At 64.2% G+C, this 18,714-nt stretch carries 16 protein-coding genes; 8 read left to right on the top strand and 8 right to left on the bottom strand.

All coding sequences use genetic code 11. The features are described from left to right. Positions 1-152 precede the first annotated feature (152 nt). Entirely contained in the window at positions 153-344 is a 192-nt protein-coding gene (locus QQL87_RS17420) for a hypothetical protein (protein WP_284420167.1), read from the bottom strand. Between the two features lie 104 nt (positions 345-448). Between QQL87_RS17420 and QQL87_RS17415 the strand changes: the two genes are divergently transcribed. Then, positions 449-664 carry a hypothetical protein gene (locus tag QQL87_RS17415; protein ID WP_284420166.1) on the top strand — a complete coding sequence of 72 codons (216 nt, stop codon included), beginning with the start codon at positions 449-451 and terminating at the stop codon, positions 662-664. A gap of 505 nt (positions 665-1,169) precedes the next feature. Here QQL87_RS17415 and QQL87_RS17410 read toward each other — a convergent pair. From QQL87_RS17410 to QQL87_RS17400, 3 genes are all read right to left on the bottom strand, one after another. Beyond that, positions 1,170-2,183: a hypothetical protein gene (locus QQL87_RS17410; protein WP_284420164.1), complete on the bottom strand. Its 1,014-nt coding sequence runs from the start codon at positions 2,181-2,183 to the stop codon at positions 1,170-1,172. A 51-nt stretch (positions 2,184-2,234) separates the two neighbouring features. Beyond that, entirely contained in the window at positions 2,235-2,819 is a 585-nt protein-coding gene (locus QQL87_RS17405) for an ankyrin repeat domain-containing protein (protein WP_284420162.1), read from the bottom strand. 606 nt (positions 2,820-3,425) lie between these two features. Next, the gene (locus QQL87_RS17400) at positions 3,426-4,436 is read right to left on the bottom strand and encodes a zinc-dependent alcohol dehydrogenase family protein (RefSeq protein WP_284420161.1); all 1,011 of its coding nucleotides are present in this window, start codon (positions 4,434-4,436) and stop codon (positions 3,426-3,428) included. Positions 4,437-4,519: 83 nt separating this feature from the next. Here QQL87_RS17400 and QQL87_RS17395 point away from each other — a divergent pair, with 83 nt between their 5' ends. Further along, positions 4,520-4,867 carry a MerR family transcriptional regulator gene (locus QQL87_RS17395; protein WP_284420160.1) on the top strand — a complete coding sequence of 116 codons (348 nt, stop codon included), beginning with the start codon at positions 4,520-4,522 and terminating at the stop codon, positions 4,865-4,867. Between the two features lie 178 nt (positions 4,868-5,045). Here QQL87_RS17395 and QQL87_RS17390 read toward each other — a convergent pair whose 3' ends face one another. Continuing rightward, the gene (locus QQL87_RS17390) at positions 5,046-6,221 is read right to left on the bottom strand and encodes a lipase family protein (protein ID WP_284420159.1); all 1,176 of its coding nucleotides are present in this window, start codon (positions 6,219-6,221) and stop codon (positions 5,046-5,048) included. 213 nt (positions 6,222-6,434) lie between these two features. Between QQL87_RS17390 and QQL87_RS17385 the strand changes: the two genes are divergently transcribed. From QQL87_RS17385 to maiA, 4 genes are all read left to right on the top strand, one after another. Then, entirely contained in the window at positions 6,435-6,845 is a 411-nt protein-coding gene (locus QQL87_RS17385) for a cupin domain-containing protein (protein ID WP_284420158.1), read from the top strand. Between the two features lie 131 nt (positions 6,846-6,976). Next, positions 6,977-7,918, top strand: coding sequence for an alpha/beta hydrolase (locus QQL87_RS17380; protein ID WP_349817281.1), 942 nt, complete (start codon positions 6,977-6,979; stop codon positions 7,916-7,918). Positions 7,919-8,274: 356 nt separating this feature from the next. Further along, entirely contained in the window at positions 8,275-8,775 is a 501-nt protein-coding gene (locus tag QQL87_RS17375; RefSeq protein WP_284420157.1) for a cytochrome family protein, read from the top strand. 50 nt (positions 8,776-8,825) lie between these two features. Further along, positions 8,826-9,497 (top strand): maleylacetoacetate isomerase, encoded by a 672-nt coding sequence (gene maiA, locus QQL87_RS17370; RefSeq protein ID WP_284420156.1) that lies wholly within the window; start codon positions 8,826-8,828, stop codon positions 9,495-9,497. Positions 9,498-9,515: 18 nt separating this feature from the next. Here the strand turns inward: maiA and QQL87_RS17365 are convergent, their stop codons facing one another. After that, positions 9,516-10,673, bottom strand: coding sequence for a TAXI family TRAP transporter solute-binding subunit (locus tag QQL87_RS17365; RefSeq protein WP_284420155.1), 1,158 nt, complete (start codon positions 10,671-10,673; stop codon positions 9,516-9,518). Positions 10,674-11,015: 342 nt separating this feature from the next. Further along, positions 11,016-13,238, bottom strand: a complete 2,223-nt coding sequence (locus QQL87_RS17360; protein ID WP_284420154.1) for an O-linked N-acetylglucosamine transferase family protein — start codon at positions 13,236-13,238, stop codon at positions 11,016-11,018. A gap of 490 nt (positions 13,239-13,728) precedes the next feature. On the opposite strand from QQL87_RS17360, the gene QQL87_RS17355 reads away from it, so the two are divergent. Together QQL87_RS17355 and QQL87_RS17350 are read left to right on the top strand one after the other, a co-directional pair. Further along, complete coding sequence (locus QQL87_RS17355; protein ID WP_284420152.1) at positions 13,729-14,274, top strand: hypothetical protein; 546 nt, start codon at positions 13,729-13,731, stop codon at positions 14,272-14,274. Further along, positions 14,274-14,948 carry a methyltransferase gene (locus QQL87_RS17350; protein ID WP_284420151.1) on the top strand — a complete coding sequence of 225 codons (675 nt, stop codon included), beginning with the start codon at positions 14,274-14,276 and terminating at the stop codon, positions 14,946-14,948. The genes QQL87_RS17355 and QQL87_RS17350 overlap by 1 nt, the downstream gene beginning before the upstream one ends. Here QQL87_RS17350 and QQL87_RS17345 read toward each other — a convergent pair. After that, entirely contained in the window at positions 14,923-18,117 is a 3,195-nt protein-coding gene (locus QQL87_RS17345; protein WP_284420150.1) for an AAA family ATPase, read from the bottom strand. The genes QQL87_RS17350 and QQL87_RS17345 overlap by 26 nt on opposite strands. Between the last annotated feature and the right edge of the window lie 597 nt (positions 18,118-18,714).

The following is an 18,714-nucleotide window of genomic DNA, read 5'->3' as shown; positions in this document are numbered from 1 at the left end:
TGGCGGAGCGCGGTAGTAATACGAAACGTCGAGATCGTCATGATGAAGGCGCTCTATCGCCGTGTACTGGCAGCGGCAGCGAGGCGCTGCTTTTCAAAACAATGTTGAGGCCAGAACCGCTATCGGTTCAGAAGTCAGCTCTGGGGAGTTAGTTAGTGGCGCTCTGGTGTCGGAATGTCGACCCAACCTATTGGGCTGACAGGGCTAAAACCAAGTTCAGGCCTGCCAACCATTCGCGGTGCTATCCAATTCCCGTCTTCAAAATAGGCAAAGGCCAGAGCTTCTCCGCCGAGCGAAACTGCTACATAGCTGCCGTCGCGCCGGGCGCTTTCCATGCCGTTCATGCTCGCCTCCGAATCTCAGACTTCTACTGTAGGCTTTTTTTAACTAGGCCGCTATGGTTGGGATGGCGGGTCGGGCCTGATTTCGGAGCGTGGGAGAGGGCGCAATGAAGAATCAAGGCAATCTTAGCACTTGGTCGTATTGGGAATTGCTCAAAGAGGAACGGAAGTGGGGCAAATACGACATGAATGCCACGGAAGTTCGGGCCGAGATAGAGCGTCGACGCGAACACTGGAAAACACTGGCTATGTGGATTGGCATCCCGGGCGGCGTCATTGCTGCAATAGTTGCGGTCGCAAACTTCGTTCGTTCCTCGCATTAGTTTCTGATGAAGCCACGCAAAGCGGTCTGATATACAGCAAGTATGTCAAAAGAGCCGAAGCACTACTACATTCCGGTTTTCTATTTGGAGCAATGGACCGACCCGAAGAGTCGGTGGCCCGTAGGGCGGATTAGCGGAGCGTAATCCGCCACTCCGGTAAGTCGGCAGCATGCGTAATGTCATGGTTATGACGGCGGATTACGCCTTCGCTAATCCGCCCTACGCGCTGCGATTCCTTGCGCCCATCACATCCCACCTCTCGCGACGGTCGCGACACGCCCCTCGGGCGGAAGCAGGACGGGACAATATAAGAACGGATTCGGAAAAAATGGAAAGAAAAGTTTCGGTAAATCAAAATACTCGCGCTTCTAGCGAATCTCTTGGGGCGTCCCTGGAATGCCGCACTGCTACCAAGGGCGTTCGTTAGGACGAAATTACACAATCCAAAGGATCATGCAGCTACGGTCGGCAAATATCTCAAGATATTCTGATTTCCCGGTTCCCTTCACTTGCTGTTGTTGACCGCGATAGCTTCAGAGACTCCAAAGAGCAAATCGGTCGCTTGCATGTAGAGGAGGTGCTCCTTGTTGTCGGGTTCGAAGCTGATTGGCTTGCCTCGCGTCATGTCACGCGCAATCTCTTTGGGGGTAGGGATTTTTCGGGGGTCGAACTGAAAGTCCTTTCGAAGGATCTCTAAGATCTCCTGATCGGATTTGCCGAGATAAATCTGCTTCATCAACGATCGAAGCCAGTCCGCATATAATAATTGGTTGATGTATTCATAGTGCGATTGTGAAATAAATGCCGGTCGCCAAGCAATGGGGAAGGGGGTTCTTCCTGTATTTGCGATCGTTAATCTCTCCGATTGCTGCTCAGTCTGAGTTGCTCCGCTAGTATCAATGGAATACAGCCGTAATTTAATGCTCCCGCTCGCAGCTGCGCTCACTTTAGTCGTTGTTCGATAAGCGGTGTTCACTGTTGCATACCAAACTGATTGAATGATCCATGGAACGCTATTCGGATCGTCGGATGTGGATCGTAGCAAAGAGAGTAGGCGTTGACGGCAGGCATTCCTGGTGTTCTGCTCAGACAGAAGGGTGCCTAGGTTGCGGACAGTGATCTGGTCCCACTTAACTTTGCCGCTCTCTCCGAACGACACTTTCACGGAATTTTCGAGTGACGTTCCAGCTTCGGCGGTAACCTGCCCGATCATCTCGCGAGCCGCTGCAGCTTCTCCAGATAGATTTCTGATGTCCAAAGTGAGGGCTCTTGGAAAGTATGTCTCAGAAGAATCGACTTTAGCCTCTGGAAAACAATCAGTTTTGCGGGCGTATATCGTGCCAGGGGCGTCGTAGATGTCGCCCGGCTGCTCATTTTGTGGAGTCACGATTGGCAGTGCTGGGATGAGGGAAAAGTAGTTGTATAGCTCGATATAGTAGCTGGCTCCGGCATTCGTTGGAAATGAGACTAATGCAAGAAATCCGAGAGCAAACAAGCTCCGAGAGGTATTGTCGAGCATCCTCCCCCTCCTAAATGCGTCTCATCTTATGATTGCATTTCGGTCTATCTATCACAAGTTTTTTTGATTTTCTTTGCGATCTGCTGGCTGGCGAAGCTGGCCGTCTCTAGCCCGTTTCCGGGACGTGTCTTCCAGTAACTGTATTATTCCCCAGTGCCCACCGATTCGCGCCCACCTCAGCGCGTCGTCGGCGGCGGCATGAGGGCTCGCTCCAGCCTGTAGGAGGAGCCTAACAGTTTCGATCTGTCCAGCGCTGGACGCGACGCGCAAGGCCAAATCGTCCTCGGCATGGATATTTGCTCCCCTTTCGAGTAGTATCTGTACAACTTCGGTACGGCCGTACTTGGCCGCTTCCGCTAGGGCGAAATCGTCCGCGGCGTGAACGTCTGCTCCCGCATCTAGAAGAGCTCTTACGGTCGCACTATTACCCTTAAGCGCGGCGATCCATAGAGCTTGACCATCTATCGCCGGGCTGTTCGGTTGAGCCCCCAAATAAATCAAAGGTTCTACGGCAAGCGCCGCATTGGTCCGAGCTGCTACTTTCAGCCAGTAGTCGGGAGCCGCGCTAACAATCCAAACGCCGCATATTGCCGCCGTGCTCACAATCCCAATGGCCGAATAGAGCCGTCTAAGCATGATGGGCTCCCGCGAAGTTGCGCTTCAACTATCCACCGACACTCAGCAAGGCTCGTGCCACCGAAGCCGGGCGATCGTCCGGCTGAGGTATTATAATATGGATTGCTGGAACGTCCCTCCAAATCAGTCTTCAGGCAGTTCTCCCGTGCTTTGTTGTTGGCGGAAATCACTTCCTAGTCTGCCAGAGAGGTACGTGTTTCAATCTGGCTGTCCCTATCCCATCGCGTTCCGCGAATTGACACGCCGGCAATCCACGTCTTCGCCCTCCATTGCGATCGTCGATCGTCGCGCCCGACGCCGAGCCATCGGCGTGCGCAATGCTGTGGCGGCGCGGGGGGCAAGGTTCATGTTCTTTTAGGCCGAACGGCACGGTGAAGCTAGCCGAGCCGAAGCGGTTCTCCAGAAGCAACTCGCCATAGGTGTGGTCGATTGGCGCATCGAGCAGCGTGCTGGTCAGAAGCTCGAGCATAGCGCGAGGTTACGGTGATGCTGCCGGACTGCACAGAATGCGCGGCGCCGGCAGTCCTGAGATGGCGGCATCGGCAGCGTTGGCCGCCAGGAGCCGATCCGCCCCATGATGATGCCGGCCATCCATTGCCTCCATGCCTACAGCTTCACAACGATCTTGCCGAAATGTGCGCCGGACCGGAGATGCGCAAACGCTTGCGGTGCCTCGTCGAAGCCAAACACCCGATCGACGATCGGGTGGATCGTGTGGTCGCTGAGGAACCGATTCATCGCTGTGAAATGCGCGACCGAACCGACGGTGACGCCGATGATGTCGGCATTTTCCCACTGCAGGCGCGCGAGGTCGGGTTTTGGGCCGAATCCGGTGAGGACGCCGACCTGAACGATCTTGCCGCCCGAGGCGAGCGAGCGGATCGATCGGTCATAGGTGTCGGGGCCGCCGAGTTCGAGGACGTGACTGGCGCCTTGGCCGCTGGTCGCCGTCATCAGCGCCAGGTCCCAGTCAGGCGTGGTGTGGTAGTTGATCAGGATCGCAGCGCCGAGCGCCTTGGTGCGGGCGAGTTTCTCGTCCGAGGACGAGATCACGATCGCACGCGCGCCCAGCGCGGTGGCGAACTGGAGGCCGAACAGCGCGACGCCGCCGGTGCCCTGCACCAGCAGCGTGTCGCCTCGGCCCATCCCGCCGCGCGTCACAAGGCCATGCCAGGCCGTGACGGCGGCGCAGGGCAGGGTCGCGGCCTCGATCGAGGTGAGGTGCTCGGGCACGGCGACGACAGCTGTGGCCGGCAGCACGACATGCTCCGCCAGCATGCCATCCATCGTGCTGCCGCCCAGCGCTGACGCGACGTATGCGGCCTTGTACGGACCCGAGACCCAATCGCGAAAGAACGACGCGGCGACCCGGTCGCCGACCTGCCATTGGACGACATCGGGGCCCACGGCATCGACGACGCCGGCGCCGTCGGAGAGCGGAATGCGGCCATCCAGCCCGCCTTGGCCGGCGCGGTCGAGGATGATGAGGTCACGGTAGTTGAGGCTCGCCGCCTCGACGCGGATGCGGACCTCGCCATGGCCGGGTTCGGGCTTGCGGACGTCGACCTGCACGAGACGACCGGCACCGGCATGGCCATTCACATGATAGGCTTTCATGGTTGCTCCTTTCCAAGGGCATTCACCTGGATGAGCAGACTCTGTAAGGTCTGACAGTGCTGTCAGGGTCAAGAGGTTTTCAGGTGAAGATTGGCGAGCTCTCCCGACGGACGGGGGTCAGCGTCCGGATGCTGCGTTACTACGAAGGCCAGGGATTGCTGGCGCCGCGACGGACCGGTTCCGGCTATCGCGACTATGGCCCGGCGGAGGAGGAAACCGTGCGCCGGATCAGATTGCTCGGCGCGGCCGGGATGACGCTGGAGACGATCCAGCAATTGCTCCCCTGCGTGAAGAGCGACCAGCCGGCTTTCACGCCCTGCGACGATCTGCGACGCATCCTGGCTCAGCAGGTCGGCCTGATCGATCAACGGATCGAGACGCTGAGCCAGAGCCGGACAATCCTGGCCGGCTTCCTGTCGAGCGTGACCTGAGCTCTCTGCCGAACGCCGGACGGTATCGACGCGTCACCACCAGGCCGCGGCCGCCGCGTCCGGGAGTTGCCGCCATGATCCGCAAGGCGCGACATCGACCGCCGCCTGCGCGCCGGCGCCGACGCCCGGCGGACAGGCCGCTGATCGGGACACGGCGCGCCCGTCGCGGCGTCCCGCCTCATCCGCCATACTGCTGCGTCAGGTACTTCAGGTAGTTGCCGAGATGGTGCTGCCAGAAGTAGTCGAACGTCTGGCAGCCTTTCGTGCCGTCGGTCGGGTTGCCGCCGGGGGTGGCGAACAGCGGCACCGTGGCGCCGACATGGGCGTAGTCGAGCGACAGCTGAATCTGGTCGAGGATCTGCTGGATCAGGTCGGCGATGTCAGAGCCCGTGACCGGTGCGGCGGAGGGCGCGTGGAGATCGGACGCCTTCAAGTGAATCGGCTCCGACCTCAGTCTGAGCGAGAGACTTTCGACCCGCCGCCGAAGGCGCTGCGTGTGATCCTGGCGGACCCGGTCGATGGCGCTCTCGACCTCCACGGTCAAGCCGCCGAGCGTGACCGCCGCCTCGGGATCGGGAGCGCCGCCGAAGCCGCGCAGCGGATTTGGCGTATTCAGGTCCGACAACCACTCCAGGGTCAGCGGCGTCTGCGGCACCCAGTCCTGCGTCGAGGTCACCGCCCAGCCATGGCCGTTCATGCCGGCCAGCCTCGCGTAGTCATAGGCATAGTGATCATTGCCGGCCTTGGCCGGCGCGAACGTATAGGTCTTGTAGGTCGGCCCCTTGAAATCCTGCGCCGAGTGCCGGACCAGCGACGTCAGCAGCGTCGCAATCGAGGCGCCCTGGCTGTGTCCGGTGATGTAGACGGTCTTGGCCGCCCCCGCGAGCCACAGCAACGTCGCGAGCAGCGGGCGGTCTGTCGTCAACAGCATCAGCACGAGGCTGAGTGCGAAGCCCGAATGCACGCCGGCCTTCACGGCGCTGTCGCCCTCGTCTCGGGCCAGATGGAACGGCAGCGTGATCGAGTCGAGCTTGAGGTCGAAGCGGGCGTTGATCAGCGGAAAGAGCAGGTCGGCCAGAATGCTGGCGTCGGTTGCGACGGTGCCGCGCACCGCGATCGCGTATTGAGTGGTGTCGTCCTGGTTCTGCCAGACCTGCCAGTAATTATCGAGCAGCGTGGCGCTGCTCGGGGTCAGGTCGGCGCAGATCGTCCAATTCTTGCTCGGCTCGGGGACGGGAGGGACGCCGCATGTTCCCACCGCTTCCGTCAGCGAGGGCGTGCCGGCATAGGCATGTTGCGCCATCTCGAGCAGAAGCTCCGCTTCCGCGAACTGGAATCCGGGATTGTGCGTCATCCTGTTCCTCCCCTGCAGCGTGTCTCTTCGGCTGTCGGTCTTCCGCCGGACGCCGGCGGCGCGACACGCACGGATCAATTATAAGATGTATCGTGACACAAATACAATATCAGGAGGTGGGGCGCTTTTTCTGCGCGCGTATCGCCGGCGGGCAGATCGCGGCCGCGCTGGATGATACCCTGCCATCCGGTCTGGGATCGGAGACGGATTACGATGACGCTCGCCGGAAGGGGGCCTGTGATGAAATGCCCGCGGGTTTACGCGACCGCCGATGGCGAGTCGCATTTCGACGAGGTCGACATTCCGACAAGCACGCGGCAGGTTCACCCGGAGGCCGCGGTTTTCGACGTGTCCGCGAGATATGCGAGCACGCATATCAGCTTCACACGGATTCCGGCCGGGGCAGGGCTGGTCGATTGGCACACCGTGCCGCGGCGCTCGCTCACCGTCCGGCTCGACGGATCGGCGGACTACCAGACCAGCGACGGAGACCGAAGGCACATTCCGGCCGGCGGCTTCATCCTGTTCGAAGACACGCATGGCAAGGGACACCGGACGCTGCATTCTCCGGAGGCGCAGACCGTCATCTGGATCAGCCTTCCGGAGGGGCTCGATCCAGCTTGACGCTGACGGCGGCGGTCATCCCGGTGATGCCGCGCCGCTCCCGTAGTTCCGCGGACGTGCCCGTTCTTGCCAATTTGTAACAACGCCGCGTGCGGCCTTCATTAAGCAACACGTGCTGCTATCGTCTCACGATGATGGAGCATGCGATGTTGCGTTCGACATTTCCTCTTCTGTTAGCTGCGGGCCTGTGGCTCCTGCAGCCGGCTTCTCTGTCGCCTGCGCTTGCGGGGCCATTCCTGGAGCGGCTGCAGGCGCGGATGGCGGCGCGGGAGGCAGAGAGCAGGATCGCGCCGGCCGCAGAATATGCTTATGGAAGCGATCCGCTGCAGAGACTCGATTTTTGGCAGGCGAGGGGAGGCACCGCGGCTCCGCTGGTCGTTTTCGTCCATGGCGGTGGATGGATGCGGGGCGACAAGCGCAACGCGACCGGGGCTGCGAAGGTCGAGCATCTGCTGGCGCAGGGCTATGCCTTCGCCTCGATCGATTATCGCCTGGTGCCCTCGGCGAGCGTCGAGCAGCAGGCGGCCGATGTCGCCGCGGCGGTGGCGTGGTTGCGCAACAATGCCGGGCGGCTCGGGATCGATCCCGCGCGGATCGTGCTGATGGGCCACAGTGCCGGCGCCCATCTGGTGGCGCTGGTCGGGACCGATCCGCGTTACCTGGCCGCGGCCGGGCTGTCGCTGCGCGACGTCGGCGGCATCGTCGCGCTCGATGGCGCCTGCTACGACGTTGCGCGCCAGATCGCCGACAGCGGCCGCTTCATGACGGACACCTACATCCAGGCGTTCGGCACCGATCCCGCGCGCCAGCGGGCGCTGTCGCCGACGCTGCAGGCCGCCAAGCCGAATGCGCCGGCCTTCCTGATCCTCCACGTCGACCGCGCCGACGGCACGGCGCAATCCGAGGCGCTCGGCGCCGCCCTGATGCAGGCCGGAACGCCGGCCGAGGTCGAAGCTGTCCGCGGCACCGGGCTGCGCGGCCACATCGAGATCAACCGCGAACTCGGCAATGCCAGCCATCCCGCCACCGCGATCGTCGACGCGTGGCTGCGCCGGACGATCGGCGCCAGATGACACCACATCGCACCCGTCTGGGTCTGGTGCCGATCGCTGCCGAGCGCGCTTGCGAATGACCTCGCCGAGGCCGTCACCGGAAGCGGCGCCCGCTGCAAAGCCGACGGGCCCCGCGCCATTGCGACTCTGACGACGACGGCCGGTGGGCTGCGCGGCCCTGAAGCCAATCAAGGGCAGCGCGTGAGGCAGGCCCGGCCAATGAACGAGCAGCCGCCAGTGCGCGCATCGTGGCGAGACCGCAAATTGCCGTCGGGCGCGCGCCATCAAGAATTTCTGATCGTTGCGATCACCGAAATCCATTGGCGACGGCTGCAGCCATTCTTTAGAATAATTCTAAATGAATGGGAGTACATTAGATGAATTTCGAGACGCTTCGCCGCAGCGTACGGCTGACGGCTGTAGCCGCAGGGCTTGCCTCGCTTGCGACCATGGCCGGCCTGCGCGCGGAAGCGCCCCCGCCGGCGCCTGCCTATGTGCCGACCGTCAGCGACCTGATGATCGCGACCATCCAGCCGCGCCACATCCGGCTGTGGATCGCCGCCCACGCCGGCAATTGGGCGTTCAGCGCCTACGAGCTCAGCAATCTGAAGGGCGCCTTCAACCGCGTCAGCCGGGCGCAGCCGCTGGTCGACGGCAACTCGTTCGCCGACATGAACGCCGCCGTGACGCAGCAGCCGTTCGACGAGCTGGCGCAGGCCATCAAGGTCAAGGACATCGGCCGTTTCGAACAGTCCTATGCGGACCTCACGGCGGCCTGCAATTCGTGCCACCAGGCGCTCAACCGGGCTGTCGTCGTGATCAAGGTGCCGCAGGGCGCCGCGGTGGCGGACCAGGATTTCACGCCGGGCGCGGAGTGACGGCGGGCGGACCCTGAGGCACAATCGGACGTCCTCCGGGGAGCATCCGCATGAAGCTCTATTCGTTCTGGCGGTCGCTTGCGAGCTTTCGTGTGCGCATCGCGCTCAATCTGAAGGGCGTCGCGTACGAGCTCGTGCCGGTCGATATCGACCGTCGGCAGCATCGCGGCGAGGCCTATGCCGCGCTCAACCCGCAGATGGCGCTGCCGTCGCTGGAGCTCGAAGACGGCACGGTGCTGACGCAGTCGCTCGCGATCCTCGATTATCTCGACGAGGTCTTTCCGGCACCGGCGCTGTTGCCGGCCGATGCGAAGGGCCGCGCCCGGGTGCGGGCGCTGGCGGCGATGATCGCCTGCGACGCGCATCCGCTGACGACGCCCCGGGTGCAGCGCTATCTCACCGAGGTGCTGCATGTCGACGACCGCGCGCGCACGGCCTGGCTCAGGCATTGGGCCGCGGAGATGATCGTCGCTGTCGAGGCGCAACTCGCCGGCCACGCCGCGACCGGCCGCTTCTGCCATGGCGATGCGCCGACGACGGCGGACATCTGCCTCGCGGGCCACGTCACCTTCGCGCTCAACCAGGGCCTCGATCTCGCCTCGGCGCCGACGCTCAGGCGCGTGTTCGAGGCTGCCATGGTCACGCCAGCATTTGCGTCCGCGCATCCGCTGGCGCAGCCCGATGCACCGGACGAGCTGCGGCGCAGGCCCGTCGCGCCGTAGCTTGCGAAAGCAGCGGCGCTAGCGCGCCGGCTGGCCGCCATCGCGCTTCATCCAGTCGCGAAACTGCTCGAACAGCACCCTGGTCTCGTCCTCGCTCATCCGCCGGCCGCCGGGGGTGGTCTTGGCGCTCATCCACTGATCGAACTGCTGCTTGACGGCGACGTCGGCCTCTGGCGAACGCGTGCTCGCGAGCAGCTCCTCCGCCGCGCGAAAACGGGTCCAGCCGGGCAGCGAGGAGGCGAGGTTGATCTCGTTCCATTTCGGGTGGAACGGCGGCTGCTTGAACTGGTCGAACCGCTTGAACAGATACTCCACGAAACGCGAGACGCGGCGATAGCGCTCGGTCTCCGGCGACCAGTTGTAGACCGCCAGCACCTGCGGCACGCCGATCGTCTCGATGGTCTCGCCGGGCTTGAGCAGGTTCGGGTAGTCCTGCGACGTCAGCTTGGTCGGCACGTAGTAATCCTGCAGGCTGCGCGCGAACGGGACGGGCAGGAAGTGGAAGCCGGGCTCGGGCTTGAACTTGGCGAACAGGTCGGTCGGCTTGCCGGTCACGTGCACGACGCCGGCGATCTCGCCGGTCCGCATCTTCTCCAGCGCCACCGAATTGTTGATGAACACCTTCTCCGCGCCGATCTTGAGCCGGTCGAACACGATGCCGCCGGTGAGGTTCGCAGCACTTCCCACCGTGTTGAAGCTGACCTTCTTGCCCTGGAGATCCTCCAGCGTCTTGATCTCGGGGCGGACGTAGACGTGCATCTCGTTGATGTAGAACGAGCAGATGTAGCGGATGCGGTTCTTGATGTTGGCGAGCGTGCCGTTGCGCACGAACTCGTCGAGCACGTCGGCCGAGGTGATGGTGACGTCGACGCCGCGCAGATACAGCAGGTCCTCGATGTTGCCGAGCGCGCCATAGGTCACCATCGGCAGCACGCGCAGGTTCGGACGGTCGTCGAGCACCTTGGCCATCTCGGCGGCAAAACGGATGTTGGTGCCTTCGAGCAGGCCGCCGGCGATGCCGACCGTCCATTCGTTGGACTCCTGCAGCTTGCCGCCTTCGCCGGCGGCGGCCGCCGTCGCCGATTTCGGCGCTCGCACGGTCTGCGCGGCGACCGGCGCCAGCGCCGCCAGAGCCACGCCAGCCGCAACAACACAACTCAACACCGCGCCCCGCATTCCCCTCGTCCTCCGTTGCCGGCCGCACTGCGATCGCAAAGCCGGCGTTTTTTCTCCCTGATTATCTCCCCGGTCGGTGAGAGGGGTCTACTACTCGCCGGTTGGTCGTAGATCAGGCGGCGGCCGCGGCGATCGTTGCCACCAAAAAGCCATATCCTTGATTGCGCTCTATCGAGGACGGGGCCGGCCCATCGATGCAGGGATCAGGGGCCGCGGGGATATACCCGGTCAAAATGGCATCGTCGAAATTTCTGCATCTCCTGGTTGTGCACTTGACGCGCGTCGGTGCGATCTGAGCCCGCGGCTCGGGCCCGAGCGGGCGGGTGCGGAGAGCCGCTTCGATCAGCCGCCTCCCTTTGCGCAATATGTGCGCCAGAATTGCCGATAGCCCGCCTCGACGCAGCGCGTGTAGTTGGCGACGTCGCCGGCCGGCGAGCGCGCGACCATGGCCGGCAGCTCGCCGCGCAGCTTCGCCAGCAGCTCCGGCTGTGCGGCGAAGCTCTTGGCGATGCGGATGTAGCCGTCGTCATCATCGGCGACCCAGTCGGCGAGCCCCGCCGCGGTCAGGATGCCCCCTGCCGCGCGCGAGGCCGCGCCGGCGCCGAGCTTGGCGACGACCGGTACACCCATGTAAAGCGACTCGAATGTCGAGACGCCGCCGTTCTGCGGGAACGGATCGAGCGAGATGTCGATGCGTCCGTAGGAGCGCAGATGCTCGCTGCGTTCGCTGGCGCCGAGGCAGACGAGGCGCGCCTCGGGCACGCCTCGGCTGACGAAGCGGCCGATCAGACCATCGCGCACCAAGGGATCGTTGAGCGCGAGATGCTTGATGACGAGCACGGCGTCCGGCACCTCGGCAAGCAGCCGCGCCCACAGCGCGATCGCCTCGTCGGAGATCTTGTCGATACGGTTGTAGACGCCGAAGCTGACATGACCGTTCTGCAGCATCGGCAATGGCGACGGCGGAACATCGAGCAGCGGATCGATCGTGATCACCGACGGCAGATCGTGGACGTGCTCGGCGAACAGCGGCCGGACGCTCTCGGGCACGGTGACCGGATCGGCAAAGAAGTAGTCCATCGTCGCAAGGCCGGTGCCGGTGCCGCTGCCCCAGGCCGTGACCTGGATCGGCGCCGGCTTGCGCGCGAACACCGGCATCCGCATGCCGGTGGTGTAGCCGGAGAGATCGACCAGGATGTCGACGCCATCGGCCTGGATGCGGTCGGCGAGCTCGTCGTCGGAGAGGCTGGACGCCTCGACCCAGACATCGGCGATCGACTTGAATTGCGCAGTGAAGTCGTCGTGCCGCGGCGACGTCGAGTAGCAGTTGACCTGCATCTGGGTCTTGTCGTGTCCGCGCAGCACCGGCAGGAAGGCGAAGGCCGCCGAGTGCATGCGGAAATCGGCCGAGACGTAGCCGACGATGATGCGCCGATCGGGATCGAGCGAGCGGGGCGCAAGCTTGCGGCGCGGGAATTTCGAGCCGACCGCCATCCACCAATATTGCCGCGCCGCCTGCTGAACGGCGAAGTCGGCGCCGGAGAGGAAGTCGAGATAGAAGATCTTCTTGGTGATCGCCTCGTCGTAGTCCGGCTGCACCGTCAGCGCCTGATCGAACTGCGCGATCGCGCCGGCGACGTCGCCGAGCCGCCCGAGGCAGGCGCCGAGCAAAGTGAGGGCGGTCTGGGCGGCGGGATTGGCGTCGAGCACGCGCCGGCACGCCGCCATCGCCTGCGCCACATTGCCTTTGAGGATCGAGATCTGCGCCTTGCCCTGCCAGCCCAGCTGCAGGCCGGGATCCAGCGCGACGGCGGCATCGAAATCCGCTTCGGCCGCGTCGGTATGTCCCGACAGCATGTACAACCGGCCGCGATGCGCCCGGAGCTCTGCATGAACAGGACGCGCGGCGAGCGCTGCATTGAAGGTCGCTTCCGCCAGCTCGAAATGATGCAGCTCGAGATGCGCGAGGCCCTTGTTGACCATGGCCTCGAAATGGGTCGGGTTGAACGTCAGCGCGCGTTCGGCGCTGGCGGCGGCGGCGTCCCAGCGCCGCAGCATCAGCTCGGCGACGCTGCGGTTGCACCAGGAATCGACGTCATCCAGCTTCAGCTCAAGCGCCCGCGTTGCCGTGGCCAGCGCGGCCTCGCCCTGCTTCAGCCGCAGCAGGGCGATGGTCAGATTGCGCAAGGTGATCGGTGCATTCGGCCTCAGCGCCAGCGACCGCTCCAGCGCCGTGCGGGCCTCGGCGTAGCGTTCGCAATTGACCAGAGCCCAGCCGAGATTGGACTGCGCGTCGGCCGAGTTCGGCTCGAGCGCCGTGGCCTGCGCCAGGAAGGTCACAGCCTCCGCGAAACGTGCGGCCGAGACCAGCGACACGCCGAGCAGATGCATGGCATCGAAACAGTCCGGCACCTCCTGCAGCAGCTTCGCGCACAGCGCCTGCGTATCCGTCTGGCGCCCGGCGCGGAACGCCGTGTAGGCCGCCGTCAGCTGCGTCTCGATCAGCTTCTTCTGCTTCTTTTCCTGCCGTGCCTTCTGGAAGGCGCGCGAACCGACGGTGCTCAAGGCTTCTCTCCGGGCGAACTTTGCGGTGGCGCGTACGAAACGGCCTGCCGCCGCGTGGCGGAGCGCCCGCCGGGCCGCAGGTCGAGCCGATCGCGGCATTGGTGCCGACGGCCGCGGCAGCCAGACATTGTCGGACACGTCGTCCGCTGCCGGGCCACGCGCCGCGCGACGCGGCAAAGCTTGCCCGCGCTATGGTTAGCAAAAGGTTAACGCAGGCGGCCGGCGGGGGGGGGGCAACGCGCCGAAAGCCGCGTCCCGCTGGGCCATGGCCAGACTGGTGCTCCTTCTCCTGAGCCAGGTCTCCGGAGCCCGTGCGCGCAACCTGTTTGCGGACGAGACGCAGGTCGACGGCATCGGAGATGATTCAAACGCGCACGATTGATGGCGCCGCCGGACCGCATCTCAGCTCACAAAATGAAGTTTCCTTTGAGCTGAATCTGGTTACAATCTCAGGGGGCAAAAACAGTCGACTACATGTCGGAGGGGCGCGATGGGGCCATTTTTTCGTCAAGACGATCATCTCATTTCAAGCTTGCTGGACCTCGCCAATTTGCGATTTTCCCGAGTCGTAACGGAAGCCGCGTCGCCGCCGCTCAGCCTGCCGCTGATGGACGGAATCGATGAGCTCAAGTCGCTTCACCAGGCGTTTGCGATCTTTTCGGACGAGCATTCGCTGGCAGACAGTTTTGCTCTGCTCGGGCTCGGCGGCTTCTGGAATCCGGCGCTCAAGAACAAGTTTTACGCGTATCTCAACGGTCTTTCGCGCGAGCGTTTCGCGATGGATGGCACCGACACAGGAGAAGCGGGGGACCGGGGTGTCGTGACCGCTTTGCGGAAGAACTTCGAACTGGATGTTCCGCAGCCGGTCTACTTCACCACGCACAAGCTGGGCGACGACCCCCGCGTGCTCGCCTATCACGGCAAGCCTCTGCTCTATATGGAGGACGACTATCTGACCATCTCGTTCCCGATGACGCCCTGGACGGGGCGCGCGGCGCTCCTTCCGCAAGGAGCCGGAGCCGCCGGGAAGCCGTGATGCGCGCGGCTCCGGACCGGGAATGCGACGCGCGCGTGCTCGACGAGATTCATGCGAGCGTCGAGTCCTATTACAGCGAGAAGATCATCGCCTTTGGTCCGGTGCCTGCGGGCGCCGATTGGGACTCCATCATTACCCAGGACGTGCGCTTCCTGCAGCTCCTGAGAATCTGCGACTTCTCGGCTCCGCTTGCGCTGAACGACGTGGGATGCGGCTATGGAGCCTTGCTCTCCTATCTCTCCCGATATCATGGGGAGACGGAGATCGATTATCTCGGCTTCGATCTCTCACCGGCCATGATCGCCCAGGCGGACCGGCTGCAGCGCGACCTGAGCCGGGCCGGATTCAGGGTTGCCGCGCACAGTCCCCGCGTCGCCGACTATTCGGTGGCGAGCGGCATCTTCAACGTCAGGCTCGATCATCCGGTCGAAACCTGGGAGCGCTATGTCGGCCAGACCCTCGTCGACATGCATGCGCACAGCCGCCGCGGTCTCGCCGTCAACTTCATGACGCCCGATCCGGTGAATGCCGATCCGGAGCGTCTGTACTGTACGATGCCGGAGCCCTGGGTCCAGTTTGCCAGGGATCGGCTCCGGTCATCGGCCAAGGTCGTCGCCGGCTATGGCCTGCGCGAGTTCACGTTGCTGATCAGCACACCGGATGGTGGCCGTTGAGCGCGGTCTGCTCGCGGGCCCGGGCCAGCACCGGTTCGTAGATGCTGGCCCCGGTCAACCGGATGAGCTGCTCGGCGCGTGCGAACAGCGCCTTGGCCTCTGCGGTCGCGCCGACACCGCGTTCGGCGACCAGCGCCATGCCGCAGGTGATGCAGGCGCGGCATTCGGGGAGGCGCGCATTGCGCTGCTGCGCGAGCTGAATGGCCTCTTTCGCGACGTCCAGGGCTCGCGCCGCATCGCCGTTCCGGAAATGGCAGTCCGCAAGGCTCGCCAGAATTTCCGGCTCATACTCCATCGCCGCTTTGGTCTTGCGCAGGAATTCGAGCCCGGTGACGAGGTCATGCGCGGCGGTCGCGACGTCGCCGGCGACGCTTCTGGCGGTGCCGGTGCAGGCCAGCGCAAACACCCTGAGGTAAGGACTCCCATGCTTCTCGGCGATCTGCGCAACCCGCAGCGCGTGCCGTTTGGCCAGGGCGGCGTCACCCAGGCACCAGGCGAGATCGACATAGCCGAGATGCGGGATCAGCCGGGCCGTCGGATCCTGGAGGTCCTCCTCGATCGCCAGCAGCGTGTCAAAGTTCCTGGCGGCCTCCTCCAAGCGGCCAAGTCTGGCGAGAATGCGCCCGCGCAGGCCCAGGGCCCAGTGCTCGACGCTGTATCCCAGGAAGCGATGGTCGAACTTCTCGATCCGCGACATCCCAGCGACCGCCGCGCTGTTCGCCGCGAGCGCGTCGTTCAGCAGCCCCGCCCACCCATACGCCTGGCTCAGGGCGACGTTCAGCGTGGCAATGCGACCGGCCTGCCGGTCGTCCCGGAGCAGGGCGAGCCCCTCCTTGACGAGCTCGACATAGGCGTCGGCAGGGCTGCCGCTCGTCACCTTGATCCGGCCGTCGACGAGCAGCAGCAGCGGGATCATCCCGTTGTCGGTCTCCCGAGACCATGCCAGGGCTTCGTCGATGAACGGCTTGCCTTCGTCGGCCGTCAGACCTTCCCTCCAGCCGAGCCAGGCGAGCTGGCCGCTTGCCATGATCCTCAGCTCGTCGGTGGCCCTTGACCGGGCCTGCTTCTGCAGCAGCGTGCGCACCTTCTGCCAGTGCTTGATCGCCTGCGCGGAATGGGTGGAGCCGACCCAGGTTGCTGCGCGGGCTGCGTAGTTCGCGGCTTCGCCGAGCTGACCCGCGGCCTCGTAATGATAGGCGAACAGACCGGAGAATTCGTCGATCCGATCCTTGTAGAAGTGCTGCATCGCGTCGGCGACGGACGCGTGGAGCGCGCTGCGTCGGGTCTTGAGCTGCGCGGCATAGGCGACCTCCTGGATGAGAGGATGCCGAAACGAATACCAGCGCCCATCCGGCGCAGCCTGTCGCTGCAGCAGCTCGGCATCGCAAAGCGCCTCCAGGCTCCTCTCGATCTCGCTGGCCGGCGCCGAGGAAAGCCTCTCGAGCATGTCCCACGGAAATTCCGCACCGATGACGGCGGCAATCTGCAGGATCGCCTTGTCGGCCTCGACGAGGCGATCGATACGCGCGCCGATGACGGCCTGGACCGTGGTCGGAAGAGCGCTCTCGACTGCGATGAAGCCGAGCGAGTAGTCGCCGGGATCACCGAAGATGCTGCCGTTCTCGGCCAGCGAGCGCACGAGCTCCTCGGCAAAGAACGGGTTGCCGCCGCTTCTCTCCGCGACGCGCCGGCGAACGTCATTCAGCTCGGGGCGATCGCCGATCAAATCGCGGACGAGATCGTCGGTTTCGGTGGGTGTGAGGTCGGCGAGCGAAATCTGCTGATGGTAGCCGCACTGCATCCATGACGCCGCGTAGCTCGGCCGGAAGGTCAGGACGATCATCGTCCGGCTGCCGCGGATCGCGTCGACAAGCGTGCCGACGAAGTCCTCGCTGGCCTCGTCGAGCCAATGCAGGTCTTCCAAGATGATGACGGATGTCGTCTTGCCGCTGTCGCGGACCATGCGGCGCATGATGTCGAGCAGCCGTCCATGCCTGGCCTTGGGCGAAAGCGACAACAGGACCGGAGCGCTTTCGTCGTCGGCGACACCGAGAAACTCGCAGACCAGCGGAAAGTCGGCATCGAATGCCGCGCCGATCGTCGAAAGCCGTTCGCGGATGCGATCGCGCGCGATCACCGCATCGTCGGTGGGCGCGATCCGGCAAAACAGCCGCAGCAATTCGAGCACCGGCTGGAGGGGAGTGGCATGGCCGTAGAGCAGCGCGCGAGCTTCGAACACGGGGACCTGGCGACTGCGGCACCATTGCGCAAATTCGAAGCAGAGCCTGCTCTTGCCCGCACCGGGCGGACCCGAGATGCCGATCACGCGCGTGTCGGCGCTCTCGGCGCGCCGAAGCGCGCGCTGCAGAATGGCGATCTCGGGATCGCGGCCGAGGAACGAGGTGAGATTCGCGCCGCGGAAGTGCTGGCTGGCGACCGCGGGCTTGAAGCTGAGCAGACCGTAGATCTCCAAGGGTTCGGGAAACCCCTTCAAGGCATGGCGTCCCAGCGGCCGTACGTCGCAGTAGGAGCGGACCAGACGGTAGCAGTCCTCCGTGATGCAGATGCCGCCTGGCTCGGCCATCTGCTGCAAGCGACTGGCGAGGTGAATGGTCGAACCGTGGGCTCCGCGATCGGTGCTCAGCTCGCCGGCCGACAGCTCCGAGACCACCTCTCCCGAATGCAGGCCGAGCCGCAGCCGCAGCCCGCCGTCATGGGGAGGAAATGCCTCCTGCATGCGTAACGCAGCCTCGCAGGCCAGGAGTGCGTGGCCCTCCAGCGCCAGCGGGGCGCCGAACATCGCCATGACGCCGTCGCCCAATGTGCGGATGACGGTGCCCCCGCAGCGCTCGACGGCCTCGCACATGGTCGCCACCGCCGGCGCCAGGCGCTCCATCGCTTGCTCCGGATCCAGGCCGACGACCAGCTCCGTGGAGCTCACGATGTCGGCAAACAGCACCGTGGCCTGTTTGCGTTCGCCGAAGGCCTGCCGTCCGGTCCGCGACCGGACCGGCCTCGCCTCCAGCGTCGCGCCGCACGCGCCGCAGAACCGTGCCGTCGGCCAATTCTGGTGGCTGCACTGGGTGCAGCGCGTCGAGAATGGGACACCGCAACTGTGGCAGTAGCGGTTCTCGGCAGGGTTTGCCGTCCCGCAAACCAAGCAATGCATGTCATCGTGCCTACAGGGTCCGGTAGAAGAGTATAGTGACGGAACCTCCACGGTTGAAAGGCAAATTCATGGGCATCTTCTGTGGTCGAGGAAGGCAAAAACCTGATTTCACGAATTATTCACCGGGGCCTGGGTTCGAACGATGCCCTCTGCGGCCCTGCTGGCAGGCGACCATGACACAGCCGGATGACGACGTGTGATCCGCTGCTGACCGCAAGCTCAAGTCCATCAGCATCGGCCCCGCATGCGGGAGAGAGCGCCAGGAGAGCACGCAAGAGTCGGGCGCTGCATCGATCGATCTCCACGTCTCGTCACGTCTGCCACGACAGTGCGTCTCTATGGATATATCTCCAGACATGCGACCACGCTCTCGCAGCGCCTTGCGCCCGAGCTGTGCATCAGATCCGCCCTCGAAGCAGATGGAGGGCGCAGGGAAGGCCGGGCGCCGACCGCGCCCGTGGCCCGCCTGCAGACAAAAAGCAGGCGGCAGTCACCACAGGTCTGGCCGAAAACGTCCGGCCTTCCCTGCGCAATGGTTGGAACGGCTTATACGTGGTCTCCCTGGTGCACCGGGCTTCTTGGCCACCATGCGCGACG

It is taken from the genome of Bradyrhizobium sp. SSBR45G, from assembly GCF_030159255.1.
GTDB lineage: Bacteria > Pseudomonadota > Alphaproteobacteria > Rhizobiales > Xanthobacteraceae > Bradyrhizobium.
The sequence above is the reverse complement of the archived record's forward strand: the minus strand, read 5'-3'. Positions and strand labels throughout refer to the sequence as shown.

Bases quoted from the DNA above. Each gene is read 5' to 3' on its own strand.
- QQL87_RS17420 (WP_284420167.1), bottom strand. From the start codon at position 344: ATGAACGGCATGGAAAGCGCCCGGCGCGACGGCAGCTATGTAGCAGTT.
- QQL87_RS17415 (WP_284420166.1), top strand. From the start codon at position 449: ATGAAGAATCAAGGCAATCTTAGCACTTGGTCGTATTGGGAATTGCTC.
- QQL87_RS17410 (WP_284420164.1), bottom strand. From the start codon at position 2,183: ATGCTCGACAATACCTCTCGGAGCTTGTTTGCTCTCGGATTTCTTGCA.
- QQL87_RS17405 (WP_284420162.1), bottom strand. From the start codon at position 2,819: ATGCTTAGACGGCTCTATTCGGCCATTGGGATTGTGAGCACGGCGGCA.
- QQL87_RS17400 (WP_284420161.1), bottom strand. From the start codon at position 4,436: ATGAAAGCCTATCATGTGAATGGCCATGCCGGTGCCGGTCGTCTCGTG.
- QQL87_RS17390 (WP_284420159.1), bottom strand. From the start codon at position 6,221: ATGACGCACAATCCCGGATTCCAGTTCGCGGAAGCGGAGCTTCTGCTC.
- QQL87_RS17385 (WP_284420158.1), top strand. From the start codon at position 6,435: ATGACGCTCGCCGGAAGGGGGCCTGTGATGAAATGCCCGCGGGTTTAC.
- QQL87_RS17380 (WP_349817281.1), top strand. From the start codon at position 6,977: ATGATGGAGCATGCGATGTTGCGTTCGACATTTCCTCTTCTGTTAGCT.
- QQL87_RS17375 (WP_284420157.1), top strand. From the start codon at position 8,275: ATGAATTTCGAGACGCTTCGCCGCAGCGTACGGCTGACGGCTGTAGCC.
- maiA (WP_284420156.1), top strand. From the start codon at position 8,826: ATGAAGCTCTATTCGTTCTGGCGGTCGCTTGCGAGCTTTCGTGTGCGC.
- QQL87_RS17365 (WP_284420155.1), bottom strand. From the start codon at position 10,673: ATGCGGGGCGCGGTGTTGAGTTGTGTTGTTGCGGCTGGCGTGGCTCTG.
- QQL87_RS17355 (WP_284420152.1), top strand. From the start codon at position 13,729: ATGGGGCCATTTTTTCGTCAAGACGATCATCTCATTTCAAGCTTGCTG.
- QQL87_RS17350 (WP_284420151.1), top strand. From the start codon at position 14,274: ATGCGCGCGGCTCCGGACCGGGAATGCGACGCGCGCGTGCTCGACGAG.
- QQL87_RS17345 (WP_284420150.1), bottom strand. From the start codon at position 18,117: ATGCATTGCTTGGTTTGCGGGACGGCAAACCCTGCCGAGAACCGCTAC.